27 protein-coding genes and 1 pseudogene are annotated in these 24113 nt (G+C 46.3%); 20 read left to right on the top strand and 8 right to left on the bottom strand.

The window, feature by feature from the left end:
- The first annotated feature begins 37 nt into the window (after positions 1-37).
- The 3 genes from rpe to trpS are packed head-to-tail and all read left to right on the top strand — an operon-like array spanning position 38 to position 2405.
- Entirely contained in the window at positions 38-721 is a 684-nt protein-coding gene (rpe, locus tag HGT70_RS12935; protein ID WP_071433276.1) for a ribulose-phosphate 3-epimerase, read from the top strand.
- A complete protein-coding gene (locus HGT70_RS12930) occupies positions 705-1382 on the top strand; it encodes a phosphoglycolate phosphatase (RefSeq protein WP_071433278.1) in 678 nt (225 codons plus the stop codon). Before rpe ends, HGT70_RS12930 begins: the two co-directional genes overlap by 17 nt.
- Positions 1383-1400: 18 nt before the next feature.
- Positions 1401-2405, top strand: a complete 1005-nt coding sequence (gene trpS / locus HGT70_RS12925; protein WP_214196150.1) for a tryptophan--tRNA ligase — start codon at positions 1401-1403, stop codon at positions 2403-2405.
- A gap of 53 nt (positions 2406-2458) precedes the next feature.
- Here the strand turns inward: trpS and tsgA are convergent, their stop codons facing one another.
- A complete protein-coding gene (tsgA, locus tag HGT70_RS12920) occupies positions 2459-3634 on the bottom strand; it encodes an MFS transporter TsgA (protein ID WP_071433282.1) in 1176 nt (391 codons plus the stop codon).
- Between the two features lie 258 nt (positions 3635-3892).
- On the opposite strand from tsgA, the gene ppiA reads away from it, so the two are divergent.
- The 3 genes from ppiA (at position 3893) to HGT70_RS12905 (ending at position 6403) form a co-directional block, all read left to right on the top strand.
- Entirely contained in the window at positions 3893-4456 is a 564-nt protein-coding gene (gene ppiA, locus HGT70_RS12915) for a peptidylprolyl isomerase A (RefSeq protein ID WP_071433284.1), read from the top strand.
- A gap of 82 nt (positions 4457-4538) precedes the next feature.
- On the top strand, positions 4539-5120 hold the full coding sequence (locus HGT70_RS12910) for an anthranilate synthase component II (RefSeq protein WP_214196149.1): 582 nt from the start codon (positions 4539-4541) through the stop codon (positions 5118-5120).
- A gap of 65 nt (positions 5121-5185) precedes the next feature.
- Positions 5186-6403, top strand: a complete 1218-nt coding sequence (locus HGT70_RS12905) for an aspartate aminotransferase family protein (RefSeq protein WP_214196148.1) — start codon at positions 5186-5188, stop codon at positions 6401-6403.
- A 21-nt stretch (positions 6404-6424) separates the two neighbouring features.
- Here the strand turns inward: HGT70_RS12905 and HGT70_RS12900 are convergent, their stop codons facing one another.
- A complete protein-coding gene (locus HGT70_RS12900) occupies positions 6425-8512 on the bottom strand; it encodes a YccS/YhfK family putative transporter (protein WP_214196147.1) in 2088 nt (695 codons plus the stop codon).
- A gap of 72 nt (positions 8513-8584) precedes the next feature.
- Complete coding sequence (crp, locus tag HGT70_RS12895; RefSeq protein WP_048912889.1) at positions 8585-9217, bottom strand: cAMP-activated global transcriptional regulator CRP; 633 nt, start codon at positions 9215-9217, stop codon at positions 8585-8587.
- 285 nt (positions 9218-9502) lie between these two features.
- Between crp and HGT70_RS12890 the strand changes: the two genes are divergently transcribed.
- Positions 9503-9907 (top strand): OsmC family protein, encoded by a 405-nt coding sequence (locus HGT70_RS12890; protein WP_071433293.1) that lies wholly within the window; start codon positions 9503-9505, stop codon positions 9905-9907.
- On the opposite strand, the gene HGT70_RS12885 is transcribed toward HGT70_RS12890, so the two are convergent.
- Genes HGT70_RS12885 through HGT70_RS12875 form a run of 3 tightly spaced genes read right to left on the bottom strand, consistent with a single transcriptional unit; the run spans position 9904 to position 12076 of the window.
- Entirely contained in the window at positions 9904-10791 is an 888-nt protein-coding gene (locus HGT70_RS12885; protein WP_214196145.1) for a phosphoribulokinase, read from the bottom strand. The two genes, HGT70_RS12890 and HGT70_RS12885, sit on opposite strands and share 4 nt — an antisense overlap.
- A gap of 50 nt (positions 10792-10841) precedes the next feature.
- Positions 10842-11057, bottom strand: coding sequence for a YheU family protein (locus HGT70_RS12880; RefSeq protein WP_071433296.1), 216 nt, complete (start codon positions 11055-11057; stop codon positions 10842-10844).
- Positions 11054-12076 carry a hydrolase gene (locus HGT70_RS12875; RefSeq protein WP_071433299.1) on the bottom strand — a complete coding sequence of 341 codons (1023 nt, stop codon included), beginning with the start codon at positions 12074-12076 and terminating at the stop codon, positions 11054-11056. Before HGT70_RS12875 ends, HGT70_RS12880 begins: the two co-directional genes overlap by 4 nt.
- Positions 12077-12122: 46 nt before the next feature.
- Here HGT70_RS12875 and HGT70_RS12870 point away from each other — a divergent pair, with 46 nt between their 5' ends.
- Positions 12123-12725 carry a LysE family translocator gene (locus HGT70_RS12870; RefSeq protein ID WP_214196143.1) on the top strand — a complete coding sequence of 201 codons (603 nt, stop codon included), beginning with the start codon at positions 12123-12125 and terminating at the stop codon, positions 12723-12725.
- 29 nt (positions 12726-12754) lie between these two features.
- Here HGT70_RS12870 and HGT70_RS12865 read toward each other — a convergent pair whose 3' ends face one another.
- Entirely contained in the window at positions 12755-14668 is a 1914-nt protein-coding gene (locus HGT70_RS12865) for an ABC transporter ATP-binding protein (RefSeq protein WP_071433303.1), read from the bottom strand.
- A 121-nt stretch (positions 14669-14789) separates the two neighbouring features.
- Between HGT70_RS12865 and kefG the strand changes: the two genes are divergently transcribed.
- The 4 genes from kefG to slyD all read left to right on the top strand — a co-directional run bounded on the left by kefG (position 14790) and on the right by slyD (position 18098).
- Entirely contained in the window at positions 14790-15353 is a 564-nt protein-coding gene (kefG, locus tag HGT70_RS12860; RefSeq protein ID WP_071433304.1) for a glutathione-regulated potassium-efflux system ancillary protein KefG, read from the top strand.
- Complete coding sequence (gene kefB, locus HGT70_RS12855) at positions 15340-17151, top strand: glutathione-regulated potassium-efflux system protein KefB (protein WP_214196141.1); 1812 nt, start codon at positions 15340-15342, stop codon at positions 17149-17151. Before kefG ends, kefB begins: the two co-directional genes overlap by 14 nt.
- Positions 17152-17185: 34 nt before the next feature.
- On the top strand, positions 17186-17380 hold the full coding sequence (locus HGT70_RS12850; RefSeq protein WP_071433308.1) for a YheV family putative zinc ribbon protein: 195 nt from the start codon (positions 17186-17188) through the stop codon (positions 17378-17380).
- 181 nt (positions 17381-17561) lie between these two features.
- The gene (slyD, locus tag HGT70_RS12845; protein ID WP_071433310.1) at positions 17562-18098 is read left to right on the top strand and encodes a peptidylprolyl isomerase; all 537 of its coding nucleotides are present in this window, start codon (positions 17562-17564) and stop codon (positions 18096-18098) included.
- A gap of 33 nt (positions 18099-18131) precedes the next feature.
- Here the strand turns inward: slyD and HGT70_RS12840 are convergent, their stop codons facing one another.
- The gene (locus HGT70_RS12840; protein WP_071433312.1) at positions 18132-18350 is read right to left on the bottom strand and encodes a SlyX family protein; all 219 of its coding nucleotides are present in this window, start codon (positions 18348-18350) and stop codon (positions 18132-18134) included.
- Between the two features lie 259 nt (positions 18351-18609).
- Between HGT70_RS12840 and fkpA the strand changes: the two genes are divergently transcribed.
- The 8 genes and pseudogenes from fkpA to HGT70_RS12800 form a co-directional block, all read left to right on the top strand.
- The gene (gene fkpA, locus HGT70_RS12835; protein WP_071433314.1) at positions 18610-19428 is read left to right on the top strand and encodes an FKBP-type peptidyl-prolyl cis-trans isomerase; all 819 of its coding nucleotides are present in this window, start codon (positions 18610-18612) and stop codon (positions 19426-19428) included.
- 230 nt (positions 19429-19658) lie between these two features.
- Positions 19659-20036, top strand: coding sequence for a sulfurtransferase complex subunit TusD (tusD, locus tag HGT70_RS12830; protein ID WP_071433316.1), 378 nt, complete (start codon positions 19659-19661; stop codon positions 20034-20036).
- Complete coding sequence (tusC, locus tag HGT70_RS12825; protein ID WP_071433318.1) at positions 20036-20395, top strand: sulfurtransferase complex subunit TusC; 360 nt, start codon at positions 20036-20038, stop codon at positions 20393-20395. The genes tusD and tusC overlap by 1 nt, the downstream gene beginning before the upstream one ends.
- Before the next feature lie 9 nt (positions 20396-20404).
- The gene (gene tusB / locus HGT70_RS12820) at positions 20405-20695 is read left to right on the top strand and encodes a sulfurtransferase complex subunit TusB (protein ID WP_214196139.1); all 291 of its coding nucleotides are present in this window, start codon (positions 20405-20407) and stop codon (positions 20693-20695) included.
- A gap of 123 nt (positions 20696-20818) precedes the next feature.
- Positions 20819-21193 (top strand): 30S ribosomal protein S12, encoded by a 375-nt coding sequence (gene rpsL / locus HGT70_RS12815; RefSeq protein ID WP_003852912.1) that lies wholly within the window; start codon positions 20819-20821, stop codon positions 21191-21193.
- Positions 21194-21289: 96 nt separating this feature from the next.
- A complete protein-coding gene (gene rpsG / locus HGT70_RS12810) occupies positions 21290-21760 on the top strand; it encodes a 30S ribosomal protein S7 (RefSeq protein WP_048912872.1) in 471 nt (156 codons plus the stop codon).
- Positions 21761-21854: 94 nt separating this feature from the next.
- Positions 21855-23969, top strand: coding sequence for an elongation factor G (fusA, locus tag HGT70_RS12805; protein ID WP_071433322.1), 2115 nt, complete (start codon positions 21855-21857; stop codon positions 23967-23969).
- Positions 23970-24036: 67 nt separating this feature from the next.
- A pseudogene (locus tag HGT70_RS12800) lies at positions 24037-24113 on the top strand (GTP-binding protein); the annotation flags it as partial.

Below are 24113 nucleotides of genomic sequence, written 5' to 3'. Positions count from 1 at the left end.
ACAGCTGGAGCCGGATACTCTACTCTCGGAGAATTGCATGAAAAATTACTTAATTGCGCCATCCATTCTTTCTGCCGACTTCGCTCGATTAGGTGAAGATACGGCTAAGGCAATTGCTGCGGGGGGTGATGTTGTCCACTTCGATGTGATGGATAATCACTATGTGCCTAATCTAACAATGGGGCCGATGGTATTAAAAGCACTCCGAGACTATGGGATCACTGCGCCAATCGATGTACACCTCATGGTCAAACCCGTTGATGCGTTAATCCCCGAATTTGCTAAAGCCGGAGCAAGCTTTATTACTTTCCACCCTGAAGCCAGTGAGCACGTTGATCGCACTGTGCAATTAATTAAAGAACATGGCTGTAAAGCGGGGCTAGTATTTAATCCCGCTACTCCCTTAACTTACTTAGACTATATGCTGGATAAGATTGATATCGTCCTTTTAATGTCTGTTAACCCAGGGTTTGGTGGCCAAAGCTTTATTCCCTCAACATTACAGAAGTTGCGCGAAGTCCGTAAGCGTATCGATCAAAGTGGGTACGATGTCCGGCTAGAAATCGATGGTGGAGTCAAAGTCGATAATATTGCAGAGATAGCCGCTGCCGGCGCAGATATGTTTGTTGCGGGATCCGCTATTTTCAACCAGCCCGATTATCGTACGGTTATTGCAGAAATGCGTTGCGAAGTGGAGAAAGCCAATGGCTCCTTTCACTAATATTCGCGGGATAGCCTTTGATTTGGATGGAACGCTAATCGATAGCGCACCAGGCTTAGCCAGTGCAATCGACCTCATGCTTGCAGATTTACAACTACCTGCGGCCGGTGTTGAGAATGTTGTGCGTTGGATTGGCAATGGAGCAGACGTTATGGTTAGTCGAGCACTGACCTGGGCGCTTGGAGAGACTCCAGACGAAACGCAGCTTGCCCAAGGCCGCAGCTGTTTTGACCACCACTATCTCCACACAGCAGAGGAAGGGAGTCAGCTATTCAGTCATGTGACAGACGTTCTAGAAGCACTCCATGCTGAAGGGATCCCTTTGGCGATTGTCACCAATAAACCAACGCCTTTCGTTCGTCCGCTATTAGAAAGCTTACATATCGATCATTACTTCGGTTTAATCATTGGTGGTGACGACGTTCCGGTTAAAAAACCGCATCCAGCCGCTATTTTTATGGTTCTCGGGCAATTTGGCCTACTCCGTGACGAGCTCCTGTTTGTCGGCGATTCGCGTAACGATATTCAAGCGGCTCACGCAGCGGGTGTGAAGTCGGTCGGGTTATCATACGGCTACAATTATGGTGAACCGATTGAAGATAGCCAACCCGACCACGTTATTCATCAATTTGATCATCTTCTCTCCCTTATTGGGAAGTAATATCCAGGATAAGAAATAATGACAAGACCAATCGTCTTTAGCGGTGCGCAGCCATCCGGAGAACTCTCAATCGGTAACTACATGGGGGCGCTGCGTCAATGGGTACAGATGCAGGATGATTTCCATTGTATTTACTGTATCGTCGATCAACACGCCATTACTGTGCGTCAAGATGCACAGGCATTGCGTAAAGCGACTCTTGATACATTGGCGCTTTATCTTGCATGTGGTATCGATCCTGAGAAATCAACAATATTTGTACAATCCCATGTTCCAGAGCATGCTCAATTATCATGGGTACTAAACTGTTACACCTACTTCGGCGAGCTGAGTCGTATGACGCAGTTCAAAGACAAATCATCACGTTACGCAGAAAATATTAATGCTGGTCTCTTTGATTATCCAGTATTGATGGCTGCGGATATCCTGCTGTACCAAACACAGCAAGTCCCGGTGGGTGAAGACCAAAAGCAGCATCTAGAGTTAAGTCGGGATATTGCACAGCGATTCAACGCTATTTACGGTGATATTTTTAAGGTACCGGAACCTTTTATTCCTAAGTCTGGCGCTCGAGTAATGTCGCTGCTCGAACCTACGAAGAAAATGTCTAAGTCGGACGATAACCGTAATAACGTTATTGGATTACTTGAAGAGCCGAAAGCGGTAGTTAAAAAGATAAAACGTGCGGTGACGGATTCTGATGAGCCACCGGTTGTTCGCTACGATGTAAAAAATAAGCCTGGGGTCTCTAACCTGTTGGATATCCTATCAGGAGTAACTGGGCAGTCGATCGCTGAACTCGAACGTTCATTTGAAGGCCAGATGTATGGGCATCTCAAAGGTGCAGTCGCTGAAGCGGTATCCGGTATGTTGACGGAGTTACAGGCACGCTATCACCATTTCCGTAATGACGAAGCGTTACTGAATAAAATTATGAAAGAGGGTGCACAGAAGGCGAGTTTGCAGGCCAAACAAACTCTGGATAAGGTCTATGAAGCAATAGGGTTTGTCGCTCGTCCTTGATCAACACCAGCGCTTGATAAGAAAACGGTAGAGAGATCCTCTACCGTTTTTTTTTAATGCTTAACTTGATTAACGCGATGCTTAGTGACGAATCCCAATAGTAAACAACAGATAAATACGGTGAGATAGAGGCTGTTAGAAGTTAGTAGGGCAGCGTGTGGTCCATCGTGGCTGACAATCGGGGCGGTGACCACGAACGTTAACATGGTTCCGATGGTGCCACAGGTCAGAATAAAATTAACGAGCTTAGGCGACGCGACTCTCGTTTGTTGTGAACCTAGCGTGATGATCGTGGTGTAAATCGCGCTGGAGAAGAAGCCTAATGCCGCGATAATCAGGTGGAGCATATTAGGATCTTGCGCGTGGTTGAACCAAAACATCAGTAATGAGGCTAACGCTGTGAGTAAAACCAACAGTTTTTGAGAATCAATAAAACGCAGTACGACGCTAAATACCCACATACCGACCATGTAAGCGGTCCAAAAATTCCCGACCAGCTGTCCGGCTCGACCCAACTCGAAACCTAATACTTTGGTCGCATAGTCGGGTACCCAGGCAATAAAACCCAATTGTCCTAAGATATAACACAGGGCGGCAAGTGCGAGTAAAAAGACCCCCGGACCCCATTTCTCTTTAGGTTGATGCTGCTGCTGAGCATTTTTAGCGAGTATTGGAAATTCTGTGAAAAGCGTAATGATAAAAATCGCGACGTAAATCAATCCGATAGCACAGTAGACTAGATACCATGGGAGATGACGAGAGAGTACCGCCGCGGCAATAATTGGAAAGAGGGTTCCAGCCATACTGAAAAAAGAGTCGGTGAAGAGTAAACGGGCACCGCGTTGCCGACCTTCATAGAGGTGGGTAATCAAGAAGGTCCCGATAGACATCGTTATTCCACTGACAACACCGAGTATGAACATACAGGCTGAGAAAATCGCAATTGAATGACCCAGGATCAGCCCTGCTATTGCTATTAACATCAAGATAAAGCCAAAAATAAGCTGTTTTTTCAGCGGAACAAGTTCCATTAACCAAGCGTTAAGAAAAATAGCGATTAAAATCCCTGCATTCAGAAACGTAAAAGTGTTGCTCATACTGGTTACTGGGACATTGAAATAGTGAGCGATATTGTCCATCACCATTCCCGTTACGATCACCAGCGCACCTGTTAAAGCGTAAGAGAGAAAGCTTATCCAGGTGAGCCCGGTTCGTTTTATTTGCATCATCATTAATACCCGTTAAAGGAATAGTCCGAAGAGTGAAGCGCTCGATTGTAATGCCAACACGTCGGTTTATAAATAATGATGCTCACAATGTATAAAATATTTCCTTATTAATGGCTATCGCTAGTCAAATTTACTGATTGGCAATATTTTATGCTGCGGTTAGGCAGATATAAGTGAGTAAATCCCTAGCTGTCATAATGAAATACTCCTTACAATCAGCGTCAGTATTTACACTCTTTCCTCAAAGGATACTTACTTATGTTCAGAAAAACACTCGCTACTGCCTGCGCATTGCTTTCTCTAGCAGCCACCACACATTGCGCGATAGCGGATACTCATGTGCTAATGACAACATCAGAGGGGAATATCGAACTCACCTTGAACGATGAGAAAGCGCCAGTTACCGTGAAAAACTTTCTACACTATGTAAATAGTGGCTTCTACAACAACACTATATTTCATCGCGTAATTCCAAGTTTCATGATCCAAGGCGGTGGTTTCACGGCAGATATGCAGCAGAAATCCACTCAATCGCCAATTAAAAATGAGGCCGATAACGGTCTGCGTAATACACGCGGTACGATTTCAATGGCTAGAACGGCGGATAAAGATAGTGCCACCAGCCAATTCTTTATCAATGTTGCAGACAATGCTTTCCTCGATCATGGCCAGAGAGATTTCGGTTATGCGGTGTTTGGTAAAGTGACTAAAGGTCTTGATGTAGCAGAGAAAATCTCTCACGTCGAGACGACGAATAGTGGGCCTTACCAAAACGTTCCGGTCAAGCCAGTTACCCTTCTATCAGTAAAGGTCTTACCTTAATCGATTTTCCAAGCATACTTTGTGGTGTGCTTGGATCCATCCTCTATCATGGTTCTACCTTTCTTTGCCTGGTGAAATACCTATGCTCTTAATCATCGATAACTACGACTCGTTCACTTGGAACCTCTATCAATACTTTTGCCAGTGTGGAGTAGAGGTCCGGGTTGTTCGTAATGATGCGATAACCCTCTCTGAGATTGAGGCTTTGGATCCAAGCCATCTGGTTATTTCACCTGGCCCTTGTACGCCAAACGAGGCGGGGATTTCTCTAAACGCAATTGACTATTTTGCTGGAAAACTCCCTATTTTGGGTGTCTGCCTTGGGCACCAGGCTATTGCTCAAGCATTTGGTGGTAAAGTGATCCGCGCACAGCACGTCATGCACGGTAAAACCTCGGCAATTCGGCACAACAATAAAGGGATTTTTACCGACCTTCCTAGCCCTCTCACAGTCACCCGTTACCACTCCTTGATTGTGGAAGCGGCGTCACTACCTCGTGAGCTTGAAATAACGGCTTGGGTTGATGAAGGCGATGATTTACCCACGATAATGGGTCTTCGTCATCGGCACCTTGCAATCCAGAGTGTCCAGTTCCATCCAGAAAGTATTCTCAGTGAGCAAGGACTCAACTTATTGAACAATTTTGTCTTAGGTCGAGGATGATTTGATTTTATATGCAATATAAATGTATATTTATTCTAATATCTAACAATTGCTAAGGACGTGACATGTCGGTAATAAAGACGCCCGTTACTCGTGCTGCTTTCGACGAGGTAATACTCCCAATTTATGCCCCTGCACAATTTGTACCTGTGAAAGGCAAAGGTAGCAGAGTGTGGGATCAGCAAGGTAAAGAGTATATCGATTTCGCGGGCGGAATAGCCGTCATGGCCTTGGGACACTGCCACCCTGTTCTCGTCGATACGCTGCAAAAGCAGAGCGAGCAGCTTTGGCATTTAAGTAATATTTTTACTAATGAGCCAGCATTACGTCTCGCAAAGAAACTGACCGCAGCAACCTTTGCCGATCGCGCTTTTTTTGCAAACTCGGGTGCAGAAGCAAATGAAGCGGCTTTCAAACTTGCTCGTTATTACACGACCACTACGATAAGTCCCTATAAAACAAAAATTATTGCCTTTCATCATGCTTTTCATGGCCGAACATTTTTTACTGTTACGGTCGGCGGGCAACCTAAATATTCCGATGGATTCGGGCCAAAACCGGCGGATATCGTGCATGTACCCTTCAATGATCTCGCTGCCGTTAAGGCGGTGATGGACGATCATACCTGTGCGATCGTTGTCGAACCGATCCAAGGTGAAGGTGGCGTCATGCCTGCAACCGAGGAATTTCTCACAGGCCTACGTCAGCTATGTGATCAGCATCAGGCCTTGCTAATATTTGATGAAGTTCAGACGGGTATGGGTCGTACTGGCAAACTGTTCGCGTATCAACATTCTACGGTGACCCCAGATATACTCACCTCTGCCAAAGCGCTAGGCGGTGGTTTTCCTATTAGCGCCATGCTCACACGGGAAGATATCGCGAGAGTGATGACGCCAGGCACCCACGGAACGACCTATGGGGGTAATCCCTTAGCGTGTGCAGTAGCGGAAGCCTCACTGGATATTATCAATAATCCGCAGTTATTAGAGGGTGTCGCACAACGCCATCAATGGTTCGTTGCGGCATTAGAGGCTATCAATCAGCGTTATCATCTATTCACCGCGATTCGGGGGAAAGGCCTATTGATTGGCGCACAGTTAACCCCTGAGTATGCAGGTCGGCTCCGCGATATTATTCAGGCTGCTGCAGAGCAAGGATTATTGCTACTGTCAGCTGGGAGCGACGTCCTGCGGTTCACCCCCTCTTTGATTATCGGTGAACAAGATATCGAGCAGGGGATGGCGAAACTAGAGCAAGCGATAACGACTATTATTGGCTAGGCGTACGCCCTGAGTAAATCATTACTCAGGGCTTTTGCGAGCTCGAGTAAACCAAGCCCCATGCTTGGGACGCTGCGTCCAGATAATCGCAGAGATCGTTCTCATCGATTTCAGATGGACGAGGATCCTCTCGATATGCCGCTCGACGATGGTACTGGGGCCTTTATCAAAGTTAGCGGCTTCGTCCATGACATGAGCAGAATGGTACTGCTCTTGATCCGTGGCATACAATAGCCGTTGTTGGCATTGCTGCAACGCTATCTCACAGGCCTGCAAATAACGTTCCGCCAGCGTCGGCGTCAGCATCGTGTGTTCACGCGCGAGCGCTGTCAGTTCGTTAATATGTTCCACGATATATTGGCTATGGCTTACCCAGAGATGCATCTCCTCTAAATACTCATCATCAAATCCTGGTTCTTGCATCGCTTGGTTAAGCGCATTGAATAGCGCATTATGCTTTTGGTTAGCATTTACGCGGGCAGCTTCAAAGACTTCATCTTTCTGTTCTGAGCCGAGCAAGACTTTTAATGCTTGTTGATAAGCATTGAGCACATCCAGGGTATTATCGCGCAATAGTGCACTTTGCCATTGGGGCCAAAGCCAGAGCGTACCACCAAAGGCAATTAAGCAGCCGAGTAGCGTATCGAGTAGGCGAGGAAGCAGGAATTGATGGCCATTAAGCGAAAGCAGTTGTAATGAGTAAACCGCGGTAACCGTGAAGCCAATCGTTGCCCAGCCATAATACTGCCGATTGAAGAGATTACTGAAAAAGGTAATCAGCAGCATAATAATGAGTATCCACGATTCAGGCACATGCAGATTTAGTGTTACTGCCGCAATGATCAGCCCTGCAAAGGTGCCTAATGCCCGGTGTTGGATACGCACGCGCGTCGCGCTGTAGTTACTCTGGCTGACAAAAACGATGGTCATTAATATCCAATAAGGTTTAGGCATATTAAGAGCCATACCCACTACGCCACCACACATTAACATGATGGAAAACCGGGCCGCCGAGCGTAAAGCCGTAGACTTGAATGATAAATAGCTTTTCAAGGCGGGTAGTAAAGGTAATCGGCGCTGGCGATCACGCATGAGATCGCGCTGATATAGCGGTTTTTCGTTTTGTAGAACCCGAGCAATACGAGTGAAGTGATAGAAACAAAATTGTGGAACAGGATTATGAGGAAACTGATGAGCGAGCTTTTCAAGAGCCGTTATTTGTTTGCTCATGGAAAAAGGCTTCACGAACTGGTGATATAAAATATCGTCGGCAAGACGATGGAGCTGGGTCGCAACGGTATTGGCATTCCAGTTTAAAATATCCTCGGCCAAGCTGTCGTGACAAAGCCTTTTTATCTCATCAGGTTGATTCAAACTCACCGTAATATGTTCTTGAATATCTTGGGCCATTAAGAAATAACGGATTAAAAATCGGTCATTACGATTCCGGGCAGCGGGCAGCATATGCAACTGCTGATAGCACTGAGTAATCAGGTCGATGACTTTTTGCTGGCGTTTGAGTAGGTCTTGTAAACTTTCTGGAGAGTCCGCTGTACTGAAAATACGTTGGTATTTATGCTCACAGTAGTTACCTAGCTCTCGAAATAATAAGCTTAGCGTCTCACGTAGCTGTTGTGCCTGCGAAAACTTAAACCACGCCCAGTTAAAAACACCGTACCAAACGGTACCACCTAGATAGAGTAAAGGCGGCCCCCATAATGGCATTCGGCCCGCCAAGCTAATAGAGAGCACAGCAGCAACGAGAGAGGCGGGCAATAGGCGGCCATGTAGCGGGCTAATCTCACCAGTGACGCCAATGATAAGCGGTAAAGCGAACAGAAAAAGGGGCAGCGGGTACTGCTTTTGCAGACACCAGAGGAGCAAAAAACTACTACAGGCAAAAAGTAAGCCACCGACAACGAGACGTTTAAAAAAGCGTTTATGAGGCGTATCCAGCCCGGCAAGGTTACAACAAGAAGGTACCAAAGAAAAAAGTAGACCGGAGTGCAGATCACCGAGCAACCAACCAAGTGTTATGGGTAAACATAGCACTAGGGTTTGGCGAAAAGCATAATTCACTTCAGGGTGGTAGATAAGTCGACGTAGCATCAGCGCTGCAGTTTAATAGGAAAATTTAGGATAAGGGTCAAGGCAAGGTGTTTTCCTTGCCTTAAACGTTACTTAGCGAGTGCCATACACAACAATCGTTTTACCGTGTGCGGAAATAAGGTTTTGGTCTTCTAGCATCTTAAGAATACGTCCTACCGTTTCACGCGAACATCCCACGATTTGCCCAATTTCTTGGCGTGTGATTTTAATTTGCATCCCATCCGGATGCGTCATGGCATCAGGTTGATGGGCGAGGTGAAGCAGAGTCTGTGCAATGCGTCCCGTCACGTCCAAAAACGCGAGGTTTCCAACCTTTTCTGACGTAACTTGTAAGCGTCGGGCCATTTGAGCAGAAAGGCGGATAAGGATTTCTGGGTTAACTTGAATCAGTTGACGGAACTTCTTGTAAGAGATCTCAGCGACTTCACAGGCTGATTTCGCTCTAACCCAAGCGCTTCGCTCTTGTCCTTCTTCGAACAAGCCAAGCTCTCCAATAAAATCACCTTGATTGAGGTAAGAGAGGATCATCTCTTTGCCTTCTTCATCTTTAATCAGTACCGCGACAGAACCTTTGACGATGTAGTAAAGCGTTTCCGCTTTTTCACCTTGATGGATTAAGGTACTTTTTGACGGATACTTATGAATATGGCAATGGGAGAGGAACCATTCTAATGTAGGGTCTGTTTGTGGTTTACCGAGAACCATTCGCTTCTATCCTCTATTGTAATCGAACCTGGAGAAAACCAGGGTGAGCCGCTGTTACGACTCTATGAAAGCATCAAGTGCCATTTCTTTTTTTATTAGGCGATAAACTTACCTTAGCGTGTTTCGAGGTATTTTATCTTGGGATTAACGAAAAATAATCCATCCACTGTTTTTAGCACAGGTTAGCGTCACTGTCTCGTGTTGTATGAATCCAAATGGGTGGTTTACGAATTAATACTCGTAAGAGTATCTTAGCTAATAAATTCTTAAAGGGGAGTCAAGTAGATGGAAGCCAAGGTAACGTGGACTAATGGGTTACGCTTTGTTGCAGAATCTGCATCAGGCCACCAAGTCGTGATGGACGGTAATCGTGGAGAGACTGGACCAAGTCCAATGGAGATGGTGCTCATGTCGGCAGGTACTTGCAGTGCGATAGACGTCGTATCGATATTAGAAAAAGGTCGATATGAGATTACCGGCTGTGAAGTGAGATTGACCTCCACACGGCGAGAGGAGGCTCCACGCCTTTTTACTCATATCAACCTACATTTCATCGTAACTGGTAGGGCGTTAACCGAGAAAGCGGTTGAACGCGCCGTTACTCTGTCGGCAGAAAAATATTGCTCAGTCGCCTTGATGCTAGGCAACGCCGTAGAAATTACCCACAGCCATGAGGTCCTTGCGGCTTAGTCGTCAGTGGCTGAGAGCGTAGATTGTCGCTTTTCAGCCAGCTTTCTGATAACGGGGGTTAAGATTAGCTCCATAGCTAGACCCATTTTGCCACCGGGGATCACCAACGTGTTCATGGCGGAGATGAACGACCCTTGAATCATCGCAAGGAGATAAGGGTAGTTAATCTCTTCGACTCCTCGGAGGTGAATGACGACAAGGCTTTCGTCCATGGAGGGAATCGCATGGGCGGCAAAGGGGTTAGAAGTATCGACCATCGGGACACGCTGGAAATTGATATGCGTCCGTGAGAACTGAGGAGTAATATAGTTAACATAGTCCTCCATCGAGCGGATCACCGAGTCCATTACCGCTTCGCGTGAGTGGCTGCGTTCTTGCATATCCCGCACGAGCTTTTGTATCCACTCAAGATTTACGATCGGTACCACGCCAACCAATAAGTCGACAAGATCGGCGACGTTGTTCTCTTCTGTGACAACGGCACCATGCAGGCCTTCATAAAACAAGACATCGGTATTAGCCGGAAGCGGCTGCCACGGCGTGAAAGTGCCGGGTACCTGTTTCCAAGGTACCGCTTCGTCGTAAGTATGGAGATATTTACGAGAGCGGCCTGTTCCGGAGTCGGAGTACTGCTTGAAGGTCTGAGCTAAGAGGGCAAAGTCGTTGGCGTCCGGGCCGAAATAGCTAATGTGTTTACCCAAATCTCGCGCTTTACGGATCGCGACATCCATTTCCGGGCGGGTATAGCGATGATAACTATCCCCCTCAATTTCAGCAGCACGAATACCTAGCTGCTTGAAAATCTTACGGAATGCTAGGCTGGTTGTCGTGGTACCCGCACCACTTGAACCCGTCACGGCGATAATAGGATATTTAGCTGACATCTAAGGCTCCTCGGCGGATGGCGGTCGACGTAAGACGAGTAGATCCGCGATTAACGTACCTCACGAGCAACGCGTAAGCTTACGGATTCATGTAGTTCAGACCACACGATCACCACGTCACCGCGGTGAAGTTGCTGGGTTACATCAGCAACTTTTTCGTCGAGGGTACGCTCTTGCTCGCCATAATCGGTTCCTTCCTGCAAGACAAATGACTCAATTAAATTCTGTAGCGTTTCTGTCGGGAGTTCTTGCCAAGGTATGATCATGGTTTTGCTTCCAATTGTGTGGTAAGCCAATCCGGAATACGGCGTTCAAGCCACATTACTGGCTTAAAGAAGCTACCTGTAACGAAACCAACGTGACCACCATATTCGCTTAGCTGATAGTCGATCGTTGGTGACAACTGTTCCGGCTGAGGTATCACATCGTCAGTCATAAATGGATCGTCTGCCGCATGGATGATGAGTAGAGGCTTAGTAATACTCGCTAGCCAAGGCATACCGCTAGCTTGGCGATAGTAATCAAGCGCATCAGAAAAATGATAGATACGTGACGTGATTTTATCGTCAAACTCACGCAGTTTTTTTATTTTCTTTAGTTCGCCCGGCGCGATTGAAAAAAGATGAGGATGAGCTTTGAGTTTACGGCGCAAACTTTTTTTCAACCGGGTTAATAAGTAATGCTGATAGAAACGTGAAAAGCCATCTTCGATTTTTACGCTACAAGGTTCGAGCATTAAGGGAGCTGAAACGATGACCCCTGCATCGAGCAAACATTCGTCACCTTGGCTACCCATTAAACAGGCAAGCATGTTTCCACCTAGAGAAAATCCTGTGGCAGAGGTCCAACCTGGCCCCAGTTTATCTCGCATCCAGCGAAGGAAGTAACTCGCGTCTTCAATATCCGCAGAATGATAACTTTGCGTTAAGCGATTAGGTTCACCGCTGCACCCCCGGTAGTGCATGACGACACTTAACCAACCTTCACGTTGGAAAGAGGCTAACAGGCCATGAGCATAAGGACTTTTGACACTGCCTTCTAACCCATGAAAGATGACCGCGCGGGGTTTATGCTTTGCAAGCATCGGATCTTCGCTCCACGCAAGATCGACAAAGTCCCCGTCAGGAAGCTCAAGGCGTTGCCAAACAGGTTTGATCCGAACCATACGGCGTAGGATTCTAGGTAATAGAGTCTGAATATGAGCATTTCTCAAACAACGAATGGGTGTAAAACCAGAGGCGTTGTCGTGATAATTATTCAGGTTCTCAGGGCTTGTCTGATCCATAACTCACTGTATAGTTTCAAAGGTTAATCTGGATAATGGTCATTCTATGGAACTCAATCTTTTTCTCTCATTGTTAGGCTTTTTATGGGTCGCAGCGATTACACCGGGCCCTAATAATATGCTACTTACCACCTCTGGCGCCAATTTTGGTTTCATTAGGACTATACCATTGATGCTGGGTATTATGTTCGGTATGCAAATTATGCTGCTACTCATCGCTTTTGGAGTGGGTAACCTCATCATCCTCTATCCTGCATTGCACTTATGCTTAAAAATTGCAGGGAGCGCTTATTTACTTTGGTTAGCATGGAAAATTACGACGGCTACTTACGAATCTCTTGAGGTCACTGGTCAACAGGAGAAGACATTACCGTTATGGCAAGGCGCGGTGTTACAGCTCGTCAATCCAAAAGCATGGTTGATGTCGCTCGGCGCGGTCGCCAGCTTTAGCTTAACTGGCAAGGCTTATATTACCTCGGTTGTGAGCATTAGTTTAGCCATGTTTTTGGTAAACCTCGTTGCGGGATGCGTATGGCTCGCTTTTGGTACCGTAATTGGGCGCTGGTTACATAGCCCACGCGCATGGCGGATTTTCAATCTTTTCATGGGACTGTTGACCGCCTTGAGCGTGTTACTTATCTGGATATAATGATGTTCTTGCCTCGGCGGCAATCTTAACTAGACGTCACTGGCGAGTACTGTTTCAAGCTCTTCTTGTGCAGTGAGCCACGCCAGTTCAACCTCTTCAAGTCGCCCTTGCACTTCCGATCTGTGCTGCAAGGTATCGGTCAGTTCAGATTTGCGGCTTAATTCATAGATCCCAGAATCCGCGAGCTTCTCCTCATCTTGTGCGAGCGCGTACTGGCAGTCGCTCATTTGTTTTTCGAGTTTTTCTATTTGCTTACGCAGAGGCTGGGTTTTCGTTCGTAGCTCCGCATCGCGCCTTTTCTGATCCTTGCGCGCTTGGGCACTCTGGCTATTATCGCGTGCAGTATCAACTTTGTGGGGGGCTGAAAGCTCTTTCTGCTGATCTGCGAGCCAGTGTTGGTAATCGTCAAGATCCCCTGCAAACATCTCGACGCGGCCATCATGTACGAGGTAAAGATCATCGGTTGTGGCACGAAGTAGATGACGGTCATGCGACACGACGACTAATGCGCCTTCGAAGTCGATAAGTGCCTCGGTGAGCGCTTGGCGCATATCTAAATCAAGGTGGTTAGTTGGCTCATCAAGGAGTAATAAGTTCGGGCGTTCCCATACCACGAGAGCCAATACCAGGCGCGCCTTTTCCCCCCCAGAGAACTGAGCGGTTGGGGCTTTGACTTGGTCACCTTGAAATCCAAAACCGCCTAGATAGTCACGCAGGTGTTGTTCGAGCTCCTTAGGTGCTTGGCGTTGCAAATGCTGTAACGGAGACTCATCAGCGCGCAGATACTCAAGTTGATGCTGTGCAAAGTAACCAAGCTTCACCCCTTTAGCCAGCGTGACAGTACCGGATTTTGGCGTCAATTCGCCAGAGAGTAGTTTAATAAGCGTTGATTTTCCTGCGCCGTTTTTACCCAATAAGCCGATACGGGAGCCAGGCACTAAATTAAGTTTGATCGAATCTAAAATAATTCTATCGTTATAGCCGGCTGTCACTTTCTCCATGGTTAACAACGGAGAGGGGAGTGATTCAGGCGCACGAAAATGAAAGGTGAAGGGATTATCGACATGTGCCGGCGCGATCATTTCCATTCGTTCTAGCATTTTTAAGCGACTTTGCGCTTGTTTTGCTTTTGTGGCTTTTGCCCGGAAACGGTCGATATAATGCTGTAAATGGGCGACTTTCGTTTGCTGGCTCTGATATAAGGATTGCTGCTGAGCGAGCTTTGTCGCACGTTGCCGCTCAAAATCGCTGTAGTTACCGGTATAGTCCATGAGTTTCTCTTGCTCAATATGCAAGATCTTACTGACGGTTGGGTCGAGGAAATCCCGATCATGGGAAATGAGGATCAACGTGCCGGTATAACTCTTCAGCCACTTTTCTAGCCAGATCACGGCATCTAAATCCAGGTGGTTCGTCGGTTCATCGAGCAGTAACAGGTCAGAACGACAAATTAACGCTTGGGCCAGATTTAGACGCATTCTCCATCCACCAGAAAAATCTTTAACCGGTGACTGTAGCTGAGTATGTGAAAAGCCCAATCCATAGAGCAGACTTGCCGCCCTAGCATTAATACTCCATGCTTGAATCGCCTCTAACTTACCATGAAGGAGCGCGATTTGATTGCCATCGTTCGCGTGGTTCGCAGCGGCAAGTTGTGTTTCAAGTTGCCTAAACTCTCGGTCACCATCAATGACGTAGTCGATTGCTGAGCTATCGAGCGCGGGCGTTTCTTGATTTACCCATGCTAGAGACCAATTTGTAGGGAAATGAACACTTCCACTCTCTGCGCTGATCTCGTGCTTAAGTAGCGATAATAGCGTCGATTTCCCACAGCCATTTTTCCCAACTAATCCGACCTTTTGGCCTGGGTTAATAGTGGCAGTGGCATTATCCAAGAGTACGCGAGTTCCGCGTCGTAATTGTAAAGCAGAGAAGACAATCATAAGCGCCGTAATTTATGGAATATGGTAAATTAGTGGCATAACTAAATTGCTAACCACATATCTTTGTATCGCAGCATGGTAACGGAAAACCCTGTCTAAGACGATAACCTGGAGAACGACAATGTCATCTTCACCAAAAATACTTTTGCTTTATGCTCACCCCGAGGCACAGGATTCGGTGGTTAACACCAAATTACTCAAGGCTGCTCGTCGAGTTGAGCATGTTACTGTGCACGATCTTTATGCTACGTATCCCAATTTCTTTATCGATATCTATCGTGAACAGCAATTGCTACGCGAGCACGATATTATTGTATTTCAATACCCCCTCTACACTTACAGTTGCCCTTCGTTACTCAAAGAGTGGTTGGACCGAGTATTATCGAGAGGCTTCGCTTCCGGTATGGGGGAGTCGGCTTTAGAGGGGAAAACGCTGCGCTGTGTGGTGACAACTGGCGAGCCTGAAAGCGCTTATCAGTCCCAAGGCTTAAATCGTTACCCTCTCGCAGAGATTATGAGGCCCTTCGAGCTAGTGGCACAAACGTGCCACATGCAGTGGTTGTCACCGATGGTGATTTATCATGCACGGCGACAACCATTAGACGTATTAAAATCTTTAGCGACGGCCTATTCAGACTGGCTTACTCAACCGTTACCACAGGAGATTATGGATGGGCGGATCTGATTTATTGACCGCTGGTGTCATTTATTTAGCCGCAGCGGTTGTTGCAGTCCCAATCGCGGCGCGTTTAGGCATTGGTGCCGTTCTCGGTTACCTGTTAGCGGGTATTGCCATCGGACCTTGGGGCGCTGGGTTTATCAGCGACGTGGAGGAAATTCTCCATTTCTCCGAGTTAGGGGTAGTATTCCTGATGTTTATTATCGGACTCGAACTTAACCCTAAAAAGCTTTGGCAACTTAGACGATCAATTTTTGGTGTGGGTGCGGGACAAGTTATTTTTTCCAGCGTGATCCTCGCAGGATTATTATGGATAACCCAATTTTCTTGGCAAGCTGCAGTAATTGGCGGCATCGGCCTTGCGATGTCCTCAACGGCCATGGCATTACAACTGATGCAAGAAAAAGGCATGAATCGTAGTGAAGCAGGGCAGCTTGGCTTTTCAGTTTTACTCTTTCAGGATTTAGCCGTAATACCGGCATTAGCGCTCGTACCTTTATTAGCGGGCAATGATTCAGGCCATCCGACAGACTGGATGAAGATAGGAATGAAGGTGCTTGCCTTTGCAGGAATGCTAGTGGGGGGGCGATTCTTATTACGACCTATTTTCCGGTACATTGCGGCTTCTGGGGTCAAAGAGATTTTTACGGCTTCTGCATTATTATTGGTTATTGGCTCAGCCTTATTCATGGATGCCTTGGGCTTATCAATGGCATTAGGGACATTTATAGCCGGTATTCTATTAGCAGAGAGTGAATATCGACACGAGCTCGAAGTCGCCATTGATCCCTTTAAAGCTCTACTGCTAGGGTTATTTTTTATCTCTGTCGGTATGGCCCTTAATATTGGTGTGTTATTCACCCATATTGTCGAGGTTCTCGTTGCAGTGGTAGCACTGGTGGCAATCAAGGCCTTAGTGTTGTATTTACTTGCTCGTATCTACGGGATGCGCAGCTCTGAACGCTTACAGTTCTCAGGTGTCCTCAGCCAAGGCGGGGAATTTGCATTTGTACTGTTCTCAGCGGCATCGAGTGCGGGTCTCTTCCACCAAGAGCAATTATCATTGCTTCTCGTGATCGTGACGTTATCGATGATTACGACACCCCTACTGATGAAACTCATCGATCTGATTTTAGTCCGTCGTTTTAATAACCAAGACGACGAAAATTCGGAGAAACATTATGTCGAAGATGACGAGCCTCAAGTTATCTTAGTGGGCTTTGGTCGTTTCGGGCAGGTTGTGGGGCGCCTACTGATGGCTAACAATATGCGAGTCACCGTGTTAGAAAAGGACATTAGTGTGGTCAGTCTAACGCGTAGCTACGGCTATAATGTTTACTATGGTGATTCTAACGACCTTGAGCTACTACGCGCTGCCGGTGCTGAACGCGCCCAGTCTATCATCGTCACCTGCGATGATCCTTCTGATACGATGGCTACGATAGCGCTTTGCCAACAACACTTTCCTCAATTAAAAATCCTTGCTCGAGCAAGAGGACGTGTAGAAGCTCATGAATTATTACAAGCCGGTGTGACAGAAATTACCCGTGAAACGTTCTTGAGCGCGGTACAGCTAGCAGGGAAAGCCTTGGTGTCTTTGGGCGTTCATCCTTATCAAGCTGAGCGAGCACAGCAATACTTTACTCAGCTTGATGAGCAAATGCTGAAAGATTTGATGCCGCACCGTGATGAATCAGGGCATGTTTCGCGGGTTAAAGAGGCTCGGCGCGAATTGGAAGACGTCTTCCGCAAAGAAATGCAGCAGGACAAACAAACACTAGGGCGTTGGGACGCTGCCGATTAGTACTAAGAGAACTTCTTCAAGATAAGGTGGAATTATGCGTAAACGTTTTATTGCGGGAGCGATATGTCGCAATTGCCAAGCAAAAGATACTTTAGCGCTCTGGCGAGAGGACGGGGTAGAGGTTGTCGAATGTGTGAAATGTGGCGACCAAATGCGTGAAGCCGACAAAAAAGTACAATCGGCTGTACGCAAGGATGAACAAATTATCGGCGTGTTTACGCCGGAATAAGTTTTTTTTCGCTAATTTCGAGTTGAAGCATTGAATTTCTGAGCAATCATTCCCACTATAATTGTTTACGGAAGAACTGATAAAGTTTTTCGACATAGTCAGGACCTTTCTGGTTGGTGTTATTGTAGGCAAAAATAGACCAATGAGACGGGAATAGGGCGCTCAACGGTTAGGAGTTATCATGAAAATTGCAAAAGACTTGGTAGTCAGCATTGCTTATCAAGTACGTACTGAAGACGGTGTACTGGTTGATGAAGCACCGGTTAGCGCACCGCTGGACTACTTACATGGTCACGGCTCTTTAATCTCTGGTCTAGAAAATGCGCTAGATAACCGTGAAGCGGGTGACAAATTCGATATCAATGTATCTGCTGATGATGCCTATGGTCAGTATGACGAAAATTTAGTCCAACGTGTTCCTAAAGATGTATTTGTGGGCGTTGACGAATTACAACCAGGTATGCGTTTTCTAGCAGAAACTGATCAAGGCCCCGTGCCAGTAGAGATCACTGAAGTCGGTGATGAGCACGTTGTCGTAGATGGTAACCATATGCTAGCGGGCCAAAACTTGAGCTTTAACGTTGAAGTTGTGGCGATTCGTGAAGCGACAGAAGAAGAATTAGCGCACGGTCACGTGCACGGTGCTGACGGCCATCATCATGACCATGAACAAGATGATGAAGGTTGTGGTACAGGCGGCTGTGGCTGCCATCACTAAAATAAACAAGGCTGCCTAGTGCAGCCTTTTTTATCAGTAATGAGGTGGGGGAGTTTCTTCAGATTGTGAAGCAACCATCGATGGCGCAACGGTTTGTAATTTACTGACTAGCAGGCGTAAATGCTCACGCATCTTCGCTATCTCAAGCTCATGACTTATCAAGGTTTGATTTAGCTCCTCAAGGGTATGCTCTTGGTAAGCAACTTTTGTTTCCAGGTTATCGATTCGTTGTGTCAATTCCTCGACCTTCATAATTTAGTCTCCCTCTGAGTAAGTATGACAATGACAGACAGTATAACGTCCAGTCTCTAAATAAATCGATAATTTGCTGAGGCTTGAAAAAGATATCTTCACCCCAATATCATTGGGTAACCTCGAAACTTTATCATCTGTATATTGTCGTAGAGGGGCCGTTTAACTCGTAATGGCCCAGACAGCCATTAACAAGTCATCGTGTAGAGTCATACACTTATAAAGTACCAAAGTACCTGACTTTGGTTAGGAGATATGGATGAAATCATTGTTTAAAGTCTCGCTGTTGGCAGCAACGTTAGCTGTTGGCCTTAACGCCCCTTTGGTTATGGCTGCAGATGCGAATGCTCAATCTTCAGCGCAAGTTAGCCTGAACTCAGCCTTTAAAGATCAGAGCCAACAATCAGCTTACGCATTGGGTGCCTCGTTAGGTCGTTATATGGAGAATTCACTGAAGGAACAAGAGAAGCTCGGTATTAAGCTAGACAATAAGCAATTGATTGCCGGTGTGCAGGATGCGTTTGCAGGAAAAAGTAAACTCTCTGATAGCGAAGTTGAGCAAACACTTAAGGCTTTCGAAGGTAACGTAAAAGCGGCTGCCCAAGCGAAGATGGAAAAAGACGCAAAAGAAAATACCGATAAGGGTAATGCTTTTGCAGCTAAATTCGCAAAAGAGAAAGGCGTGAAGAAAACTGCGTCGGGCTTACTCTACAAAGTTGAAAAAGCGGGTAGTGGCGCTACGCCTACCGATAGCGATACCGTTGTCGTTAACTACAAAGGAACGCTGACAGATGGAACCCAGTTCGACAGCTCCTATGACCGCCATGAGCCTCTATCATTCCGCCTTGATGGCGTAATTCCTGGATGGACAGAGGGTCTAAAACATATTAAGAAGGGCGGAAAAATTCAGTTAGTTATCCCGCCAGCATTAGCCTATGGCCAAAATGGTGTTCCAGGCATTCCCCCTAACTCGACGTTAGTGTTTGACGTCGAATTACTGGATGTCAAGCCTGCTGCGAAGGGTGACTCTGCACCGCAAGCTCCTGCAGCAAACAGCAGCACTGCTACCCAACAGTAAATCTTTCGCGCATTATCAGTACCACTGCACCTGGCAGTGGTACTTGTCCCTTGCTATCACGTCTTGGCGAACCAACAGGGCGTCGAGTTGCAACTTCTACTACGCAAAAGCATACTCAATATTAAAGATGTCATTAACTGAGACGCTAATCGTTTGAATGTCTCGATGCATGGGGTATACCTTTATATCCGCCAATATAGACATGAAGAATTTTCCGAGGGTAAAGAATAATGCGCTATGCGCTTGTTGTAACAGGACCGGTTTACGGAAATCAAAAATCTACCAGCGCATGGATGTTCGCAAAAGCTTTATTGGAAGCTAAACATACCATTGAGTCTATTTTCTTTCACCAAGAAGCTGTGAGTAATGCCAGTGCCTTTATATCTCCAGCCAGCGATGAGCATGATCTTGCTGCCGAATGGGTAAGGCTAAGTGTGGAGGAAAATATTCCCCTCAATATATGTGTATCAGCTGCTTTACGACGTGGAATTATAGACCGGGAGCAAAATAGCCAAGAGATGTATAATTTACATCCACAGTTTAACCTTACTGGGCTAGGATCTCTTGCAACATCGTTACTTACCTGTGATCGAGTAGTGCAATTTTAATGAATTCGATAGCTTTTGTATTTAAAACTCCTCCCCATGGCGCTAGTTCTGGACGCGAAGGTCTTGATGCATTACTCGCTACAGCAGCTTTAACCGAAGATATAGGCGTGTTTTTCATCGGTGAGGGGGTATTTCATTTGGTGGCAGGCCAACAACCCAGCACCATTTTTGCACGCGACTATATCGCAACGTTTAAGTTACTTGAACTTTATGATATTGAGCAGGTATATGCGTGCCAATACTCAATGGTAACTCGTGGGATAAGTGAACGCGTGGCAAGTAGCATACCTTTCACTGCATTGACGATCGATGACCTACAGCAGCGACTTAGCGATTACGATAAAATTATAAGTTTTTGAGGGCAATCGATGCTTCATCTCATAATGTCACCACCGACGATGCTCGACATGGCTCATTTAGAGCGCTTGATCGGCGAAAAGGACGATGTCCTCTTGTTACAGGACGGCGTCTACGGTGGGATAGCAGGAAATCTGACATTTTCCTCATTTTTAGCGAAAAGGAAGACAAGTCTATACCTTCTAAAAGAAGATAGTGAAGCGAGAGGGATTACCGCGTTAATTGACGATAATTTTACGATAATCGACTATCAGCAGTTCGTTGCAATGACTGTAAAGCATTCGAAACAGATCACTTGGTAAGACGATATGTTGGTTATTTCTTGACACCCTCTATACTCAGCCCTAGAATTCTGCGTCCTCATAGAAATATGAGGTAGATTTAATACGTGTTTACGAAGCAAAAGCAAAACCAGGAGCTATTTAATGGCAACAGTTAACCAGCTGGTTCGCAAACCACGCGTACGTAAAGTTGCAAAAAGCAACGTACCTGCGCTGGAAGCTTGCCCGCAAAAACGTGGTGTATGTACTCGTGTATATACTACTACTCCAAAAAAACCGAACTCAGCATTACGTAAAGTTTGTCGTGTTCGTTTAACCAACGGTTTTGAAGTTACCTCCTACATCGGTGGTGAAGGTCATAACCTGCAGGAGCACTCCGTGATCCTGATCCGTGGTGGTCGTGTTAAAGACTTACCAGGTGTGCGTTACCATACCGTCCGCGGTGCACTTGACTGTTCCGGCGTTAAAGACCGTAAACAGGCTCGTTCTAAGTACGGTGTGAAGAAGCCAAAGGCTTAATGGTTCTCCGTTAAGTAAGGCCAAACGTTTTAACATAAATGTCAAAATAAACTCGTAGAGTTTTGGACAATCCTGAATTATCAACGGAGATATTCCATGCCACGTCGTCGTGTAATTGGTCAACGTAAAATTCTGCCGGATCCTAAGTTCGGATCAGAACTACTGGCAAAATTTGTAAACATTCTGATGGTAGACGGTAAAAAATCTACTGCAGAATCTATCGTATATAACGCGCTTGAGACCCTGGCTCAGCGCTCTGGTAAATCTGAACTGGAAGCGTTCGAAGTTGCTCTAGACAACGTTCGTCCAACAGTCGAAGTTAAATCACGCCGTGTTGGTGGTTCAACTTATCAGGTCCCAGTTGAAGTACGTCCGGTCCGTCGTAATGCATTAGCAATGCGTTGGATCGTAGAAGCTGCTCGTAAACGCGGTGACAAATCTATGGCTCTTCGCCTGGCGAACGAACTTTCTGATGCTGCAGAGAACAAAGGTACTGCAGTTAAGAAACGTGAAGACGTTCACCGTATGGCAGAAGCCAACAAGGCGTTCGCTCACTACCGCTGGTAATCCCTCCGGTGTAGTTGTTAACCCAGCGGGCGCTCTAACGGCTAACCCGCTGTGGTTAACTTAAATAGAACGTCCTAGAATTCAGAGGAATCAAATGGCTCGTAAAACACCCATTTCACGTTACCGTAATATCGGTATCAGTGCACACATCGATGCCGGTAAAACTACTACTACCGAGCGTATCCTGTTCTATACCGGTGTAAGTCACAAAATCGGTGAAGTACACGATGGTGCAGCGACTATGGACTGGATGGCACAGGAGCAGGAGCGTGGTATTACTATCACCTCAGCTGCAACGACTGCATTCTGGTCAGGTATGGCTAAACAGTTCGAACCACACCGTATCAACATCATTGATACCCCGGGACACGTTGACTTTACTATCGAAGTAGAGCGTTCAATGCGTGTTCTTGACGGTGCAGTTATGGTCTACTGCGCAGTAGGTGGTGTTCAGCCTCAGTCTGAAACCGTATGGCGTCAGGCAAACAAATATAAAGTTCCACGTATCGCGTTCGTTAACAAAATGGACCGTATGGGTGCAAACTTTCTAAAAGTTGTTGGTCAGATTAAAGCACGTTTAGGTGCAAACCCTGTTCCACTACAACTTGCTATCGGTGCAGAAGAAGGCTTTACCGGCGTTGTTGACCTGGTAAAAATGAAAGCCATTAACTGGAACGATGCTGACCAAGGTACGACATTCGATTACGAAGAAATTCCTGCTGAGCTACAAGATTTAGCAGAAGAATGGCGTCAAAACCTCATCGAATCTGCAGCTGAAGCTTCAGAAGAGTTGATGGAAAAATACCTTGGTGGTGAAGAACTGACTGAAGCAGAAATCAAAAATGCTCTGCGTCAACGCGTTCTGAACAACGAAATTATTTTGGTCACCTGTGGTTCTGCATTTAAGAACAAAGGTGTTCAAGCGATGCTTGATGCCGTTATCGAATATCTTCCATCACCAGTTGAAGTTCCTGCTATTAAAGGAATGTTAGACGATGGTAAAGATACTCCAGCTGAACGTCGTTCAGATGATAGCGAGCCGTTCTCAGCATTAGCATTTAAAATTGCTAACGACCCGTTCGTGGGTAACTTGACGTTCTTCCGCGTATACTCTGGTGTTGTTAACTCCGGTGATACCGTACTGAACTCAGTAAAATCACAACGTGAGCGTTTAGGCCGTATCGTTCAGATGCATGCTAACAAGCGTGAAGAAATCAGCGAAGTTCGTGCTGGTGATATCGCGGCAGCAATCGGTCTGAAAGATGTTATTACTGGTGACACCCTGTGTGATCCTAACGCGCCAATCATTTTGGAGCGTATGGAATTCCCAGAGCCAGTAATCTCAATCGCGGTTGAACCAAAAACCAAAGCTGACCAAGAAAAAATGGGTCTAGCTCTGGGTCGTCTGGCTAAAGAAGATCCATCATTCCGTGTATGGACTGATGAAGAGTCTAACCAGACAATCATCGCTGGTATGGGTGAACTTCACCTTGATATCATCGTTGACCGTATGAAGCGTGAGTTCAACGTGGAAGCAAACGTGGGTAAACCACAGGTTGCTTATCGTGAAGCAATTCGTAGCAAAATTACCGATGTTGAAGGTAAACATGCTAAGCAGTCTGGTGGTCGTGGACAGTACGGTCACGTTGTGATCGATATGTACCCACTTGAGCCAGGTTCTAACCCTAAAGGTTACGAATTCACGAACGACATCAAAGGTGGTGTAATTCCAACTGAATACATCCCTGCGGTAGATAAAGGAATTCAAGAGCAGCTGAAATCAGGTCCATTAGCGGGTTACCCGGTAGTAGACTTAGGTGTTCGTCTGCACTTCGGTTCTTACCATGATGTTGACTCATCAGAACTAGCGTTTAAACTAGCTGCCTCATTAGCTTTCAAACAAGGCTTTAAACAAGCGAACCCAGTTCTGCTTGAGCCAATCATGAAAGTTGAAGTTGAGACTCCTGAAGAGCACACTGGTGATGTTATCGGTGACCTGAGCAGACGTCGTGGTATGTTGAAAGGTCAAGAATCTAACGCAACTGGCGTTGAGATTCATGCCGAAGTACCATTGTCCGAAATGTTTGGGTATGCGACTCAGTTGCGTTCTCTGACTAAAGGTCGTGCTTCTTACTCCATGGAGTTCTTGAAGTATGATGATGCGCCGAATAACGTCGCGCAGGCTGTTATTGAAGCACGTAGCAAATAAAACTACGGTTTAAATTTGATCCCATGCCCTCATCGAGAATGAGGGCATAACAGTAAGGAATATAGCCATGGCTAAAGAGCAATTTCAACGTAACAAACCACACGTTAACGTGGGTACTATCGGTCACGTCGACCACGGTAAAAC

The organism is Rosenbergiella collisarenosi (assembly GCF_018494085.1).
GTDB classification, from domain to species: domain Bacteria; phylum Pseudomonadota; class Gammaproteobacteria; order Enterobacterales; family Enterobacteriaceae; genus Rosenbergiella; species Rosenbergiella collisarenosi.
The sequence above is the reverse complement of the archived record's forward strand: the minus strand, read 5'-3'. Positions and strand labels throughout refer to the sequence as shown.

Excerpts from the sequence above, each read along its gene's own strand:
- rpe (WP_071433276.1), top strand. The coding sequence starts at position 38 with ATGAAAAATTACTTAATTGCGCCATCCATTCTTTCTGCCGACTTCGCT.
- HGT70_RS12930 (WP_071433278.1), top strand. The coding sequence starts at position 705 with ATGGCTCCTTTCACTAATATTCGCGGGATAGCCTTTGATTTGGATGGA.
- trpS (WP_214196150.1), top strand. The coding sequence starts at position 1,401 with ATGACAAGACCAATCGTCTTTAGCGGTGCGCAGCCATCCGGAGAACTC.
- tsgA (WP_071433282.1), bottom strand. The coding sequence starts at position 3,634 with ATGATGCAAATAAAACGAACCGGGCTCACCTGGATAAGCTTTCTCTCT.
- ppiA (WP_071433284.1), top strand. The coding sequence starts at position 3,893 with ATGTTCAGAAAAACACTCGCTACTGCCTGCGCATTGCTTTCTCTAGCA.
- HGT70_RS12910 (WP_214196149.1), top strand. The coding sequence starts at position 4,539 with ATGCTCTTAATCATCGATAACTACGACTCGTTCACTTGGAACCTCTAT.
- HGT70_RS12905 (WP_214196148.1), top strand. The coding sequence starts at position 5,186 with ATGTCGGTAATAAAGACGCCCGTTACTCGTGCTGCTTTCGACGAGGTA.
- HGT70_RS12900 (WP_214196147.1), bottom strand. The coding sequence starts at position 8,512 with ATGCTACGTCGACTTATCTACCACCCTGAAGTGAATTATGCTTTTCGC.
- crp (WP_048912889.1), bottom strand. The coding sequence starts at position 9,217 with ATGGTTCTCGGTAAACCACAAACAGACCCTACATTAGAATGGTTCCTC.
- HGT70_RS12890 (WP_071433293.1), top strand. The coding sequence starts at position 9,503 with ATGGAAGCCAAGGTAACGTGGACTAATGGGTTACGCTTTGTTGCAGAA.
- HGT70_RS12885 (WP_214196145.1), bottom strand. The coding sequence starts at position 10,791 with ATGTCAGCTAAATATCCTATTATCGCCGTGACGGGTTCAAGTGGTGCG.
- HGT70_RS12880 (WP_071433296.1), bottom strand. The coding sequence starts at position 11,057 with ATGATCATACCTTGGCAAGAACTCCCGACAGAAACGCTACAGAATTTA.
- HGT70_RS12875 (WP_071433299.1), bottom strand. The coding sequence starts at position 12,076 with ATGGATCAGACAAGCCCTGAGAACCTGAATAATTATCACGACAACGCC.
- HGT70_RS12870 (WP_214196143.1), top strand. The coding sequence starts at position 12,123 with ATGGAACTCAATCTTTTTCTCTCATTGTTAGGCTTTTTATGGGTCGCA.
- HGT70_RS12865 (WP_071433303.1), bottom strand. The coding sequence starts at position 14,668 with ATGATTGTCTTCTCTGCTTTACAATTACGACGCGGAACTCGCGTACTC.
- kefG (WP_071433304.1), top strand. The coding sequence starts at position 14,790 with ATGTCATCTTCACCAAAAATACTTTTGCTTTATGCTCACCCCGAGGCA.
- kefB (WP_214196141.1), top strand. The coding sequence starts at position 15,340 with ATGGGCGGATCTGATTTATTGACCGCTGGTGTCATTTATTTAGCCGCA.
- HGT70_RS12850 (WP_071433308.1), top strand. The coding sequence starts at position 17,186 with ATGCGTAAACGTTTTATTGCGGGAGCGATATGTCGCAATTGCCAAGCA.
- slyD (WP_071433310.1), top strand. The coding sequence starts at position 17,562 with ATGAAAATTGCAAAAGACTTGGTAGTCAGCATTGCTTATCAAGTACGT.
- HGT70_RS12840 (WP_071433312.1), bottom strand. The coding sequence starts at position 18,350 with ATGAAGGTCGAGGAATTGACACAACGAATCGATAACCTGGAAACAAAA.
- fkpA (WP_071433314.1), top strand. The coding sequence starts at position 18,610 with ATGAAATCATTGTTTAAAGTCTCGCTGTTGGCAGCAACGTTAGCTGTT.
- tusD (WP_071433316.1), top strand. The coding sequence starts at position 19,659 with ATGCGCTATGCGCTTGTTGTAACAGGACCGGTTTACGGAAATCAAAAA.
- tusC (WP_071433318.1), top strand. The coding sequence starts at position 20,036 with ATGAATTCGATAGCTTTTGTATTTAAAACTCCTCCCCATGGCGCTAGT.
- tusB (WP_214196139.1), top strand. The coding sequence starts at position 20,405 with ATGCTTCATCTCATAATGTCACCACCGACGATGCTCGACATGGCTCAT.
- rpsL (WP_003852912.1), top strand. The coding sequence starts at position 20,819 with ATGGCAACAGTTAACCAGCTGGTTCGCAAACCACGCGTACGTAAAGTT.
- rpsG (WP_048912872.1), top strand. The coding sequence starts at position 21,290 with ATGCCACGTCGTCGTGTAATTGGTCAACGTAAAATTCTGCCGGATCCT.
- fusA (WP_071433322.1), top strand. The coding sequence starts at position 21,855 with ATGGCTCGTAAAACACCCATTTCACGTTACCGTAATATCGGTATCAGT.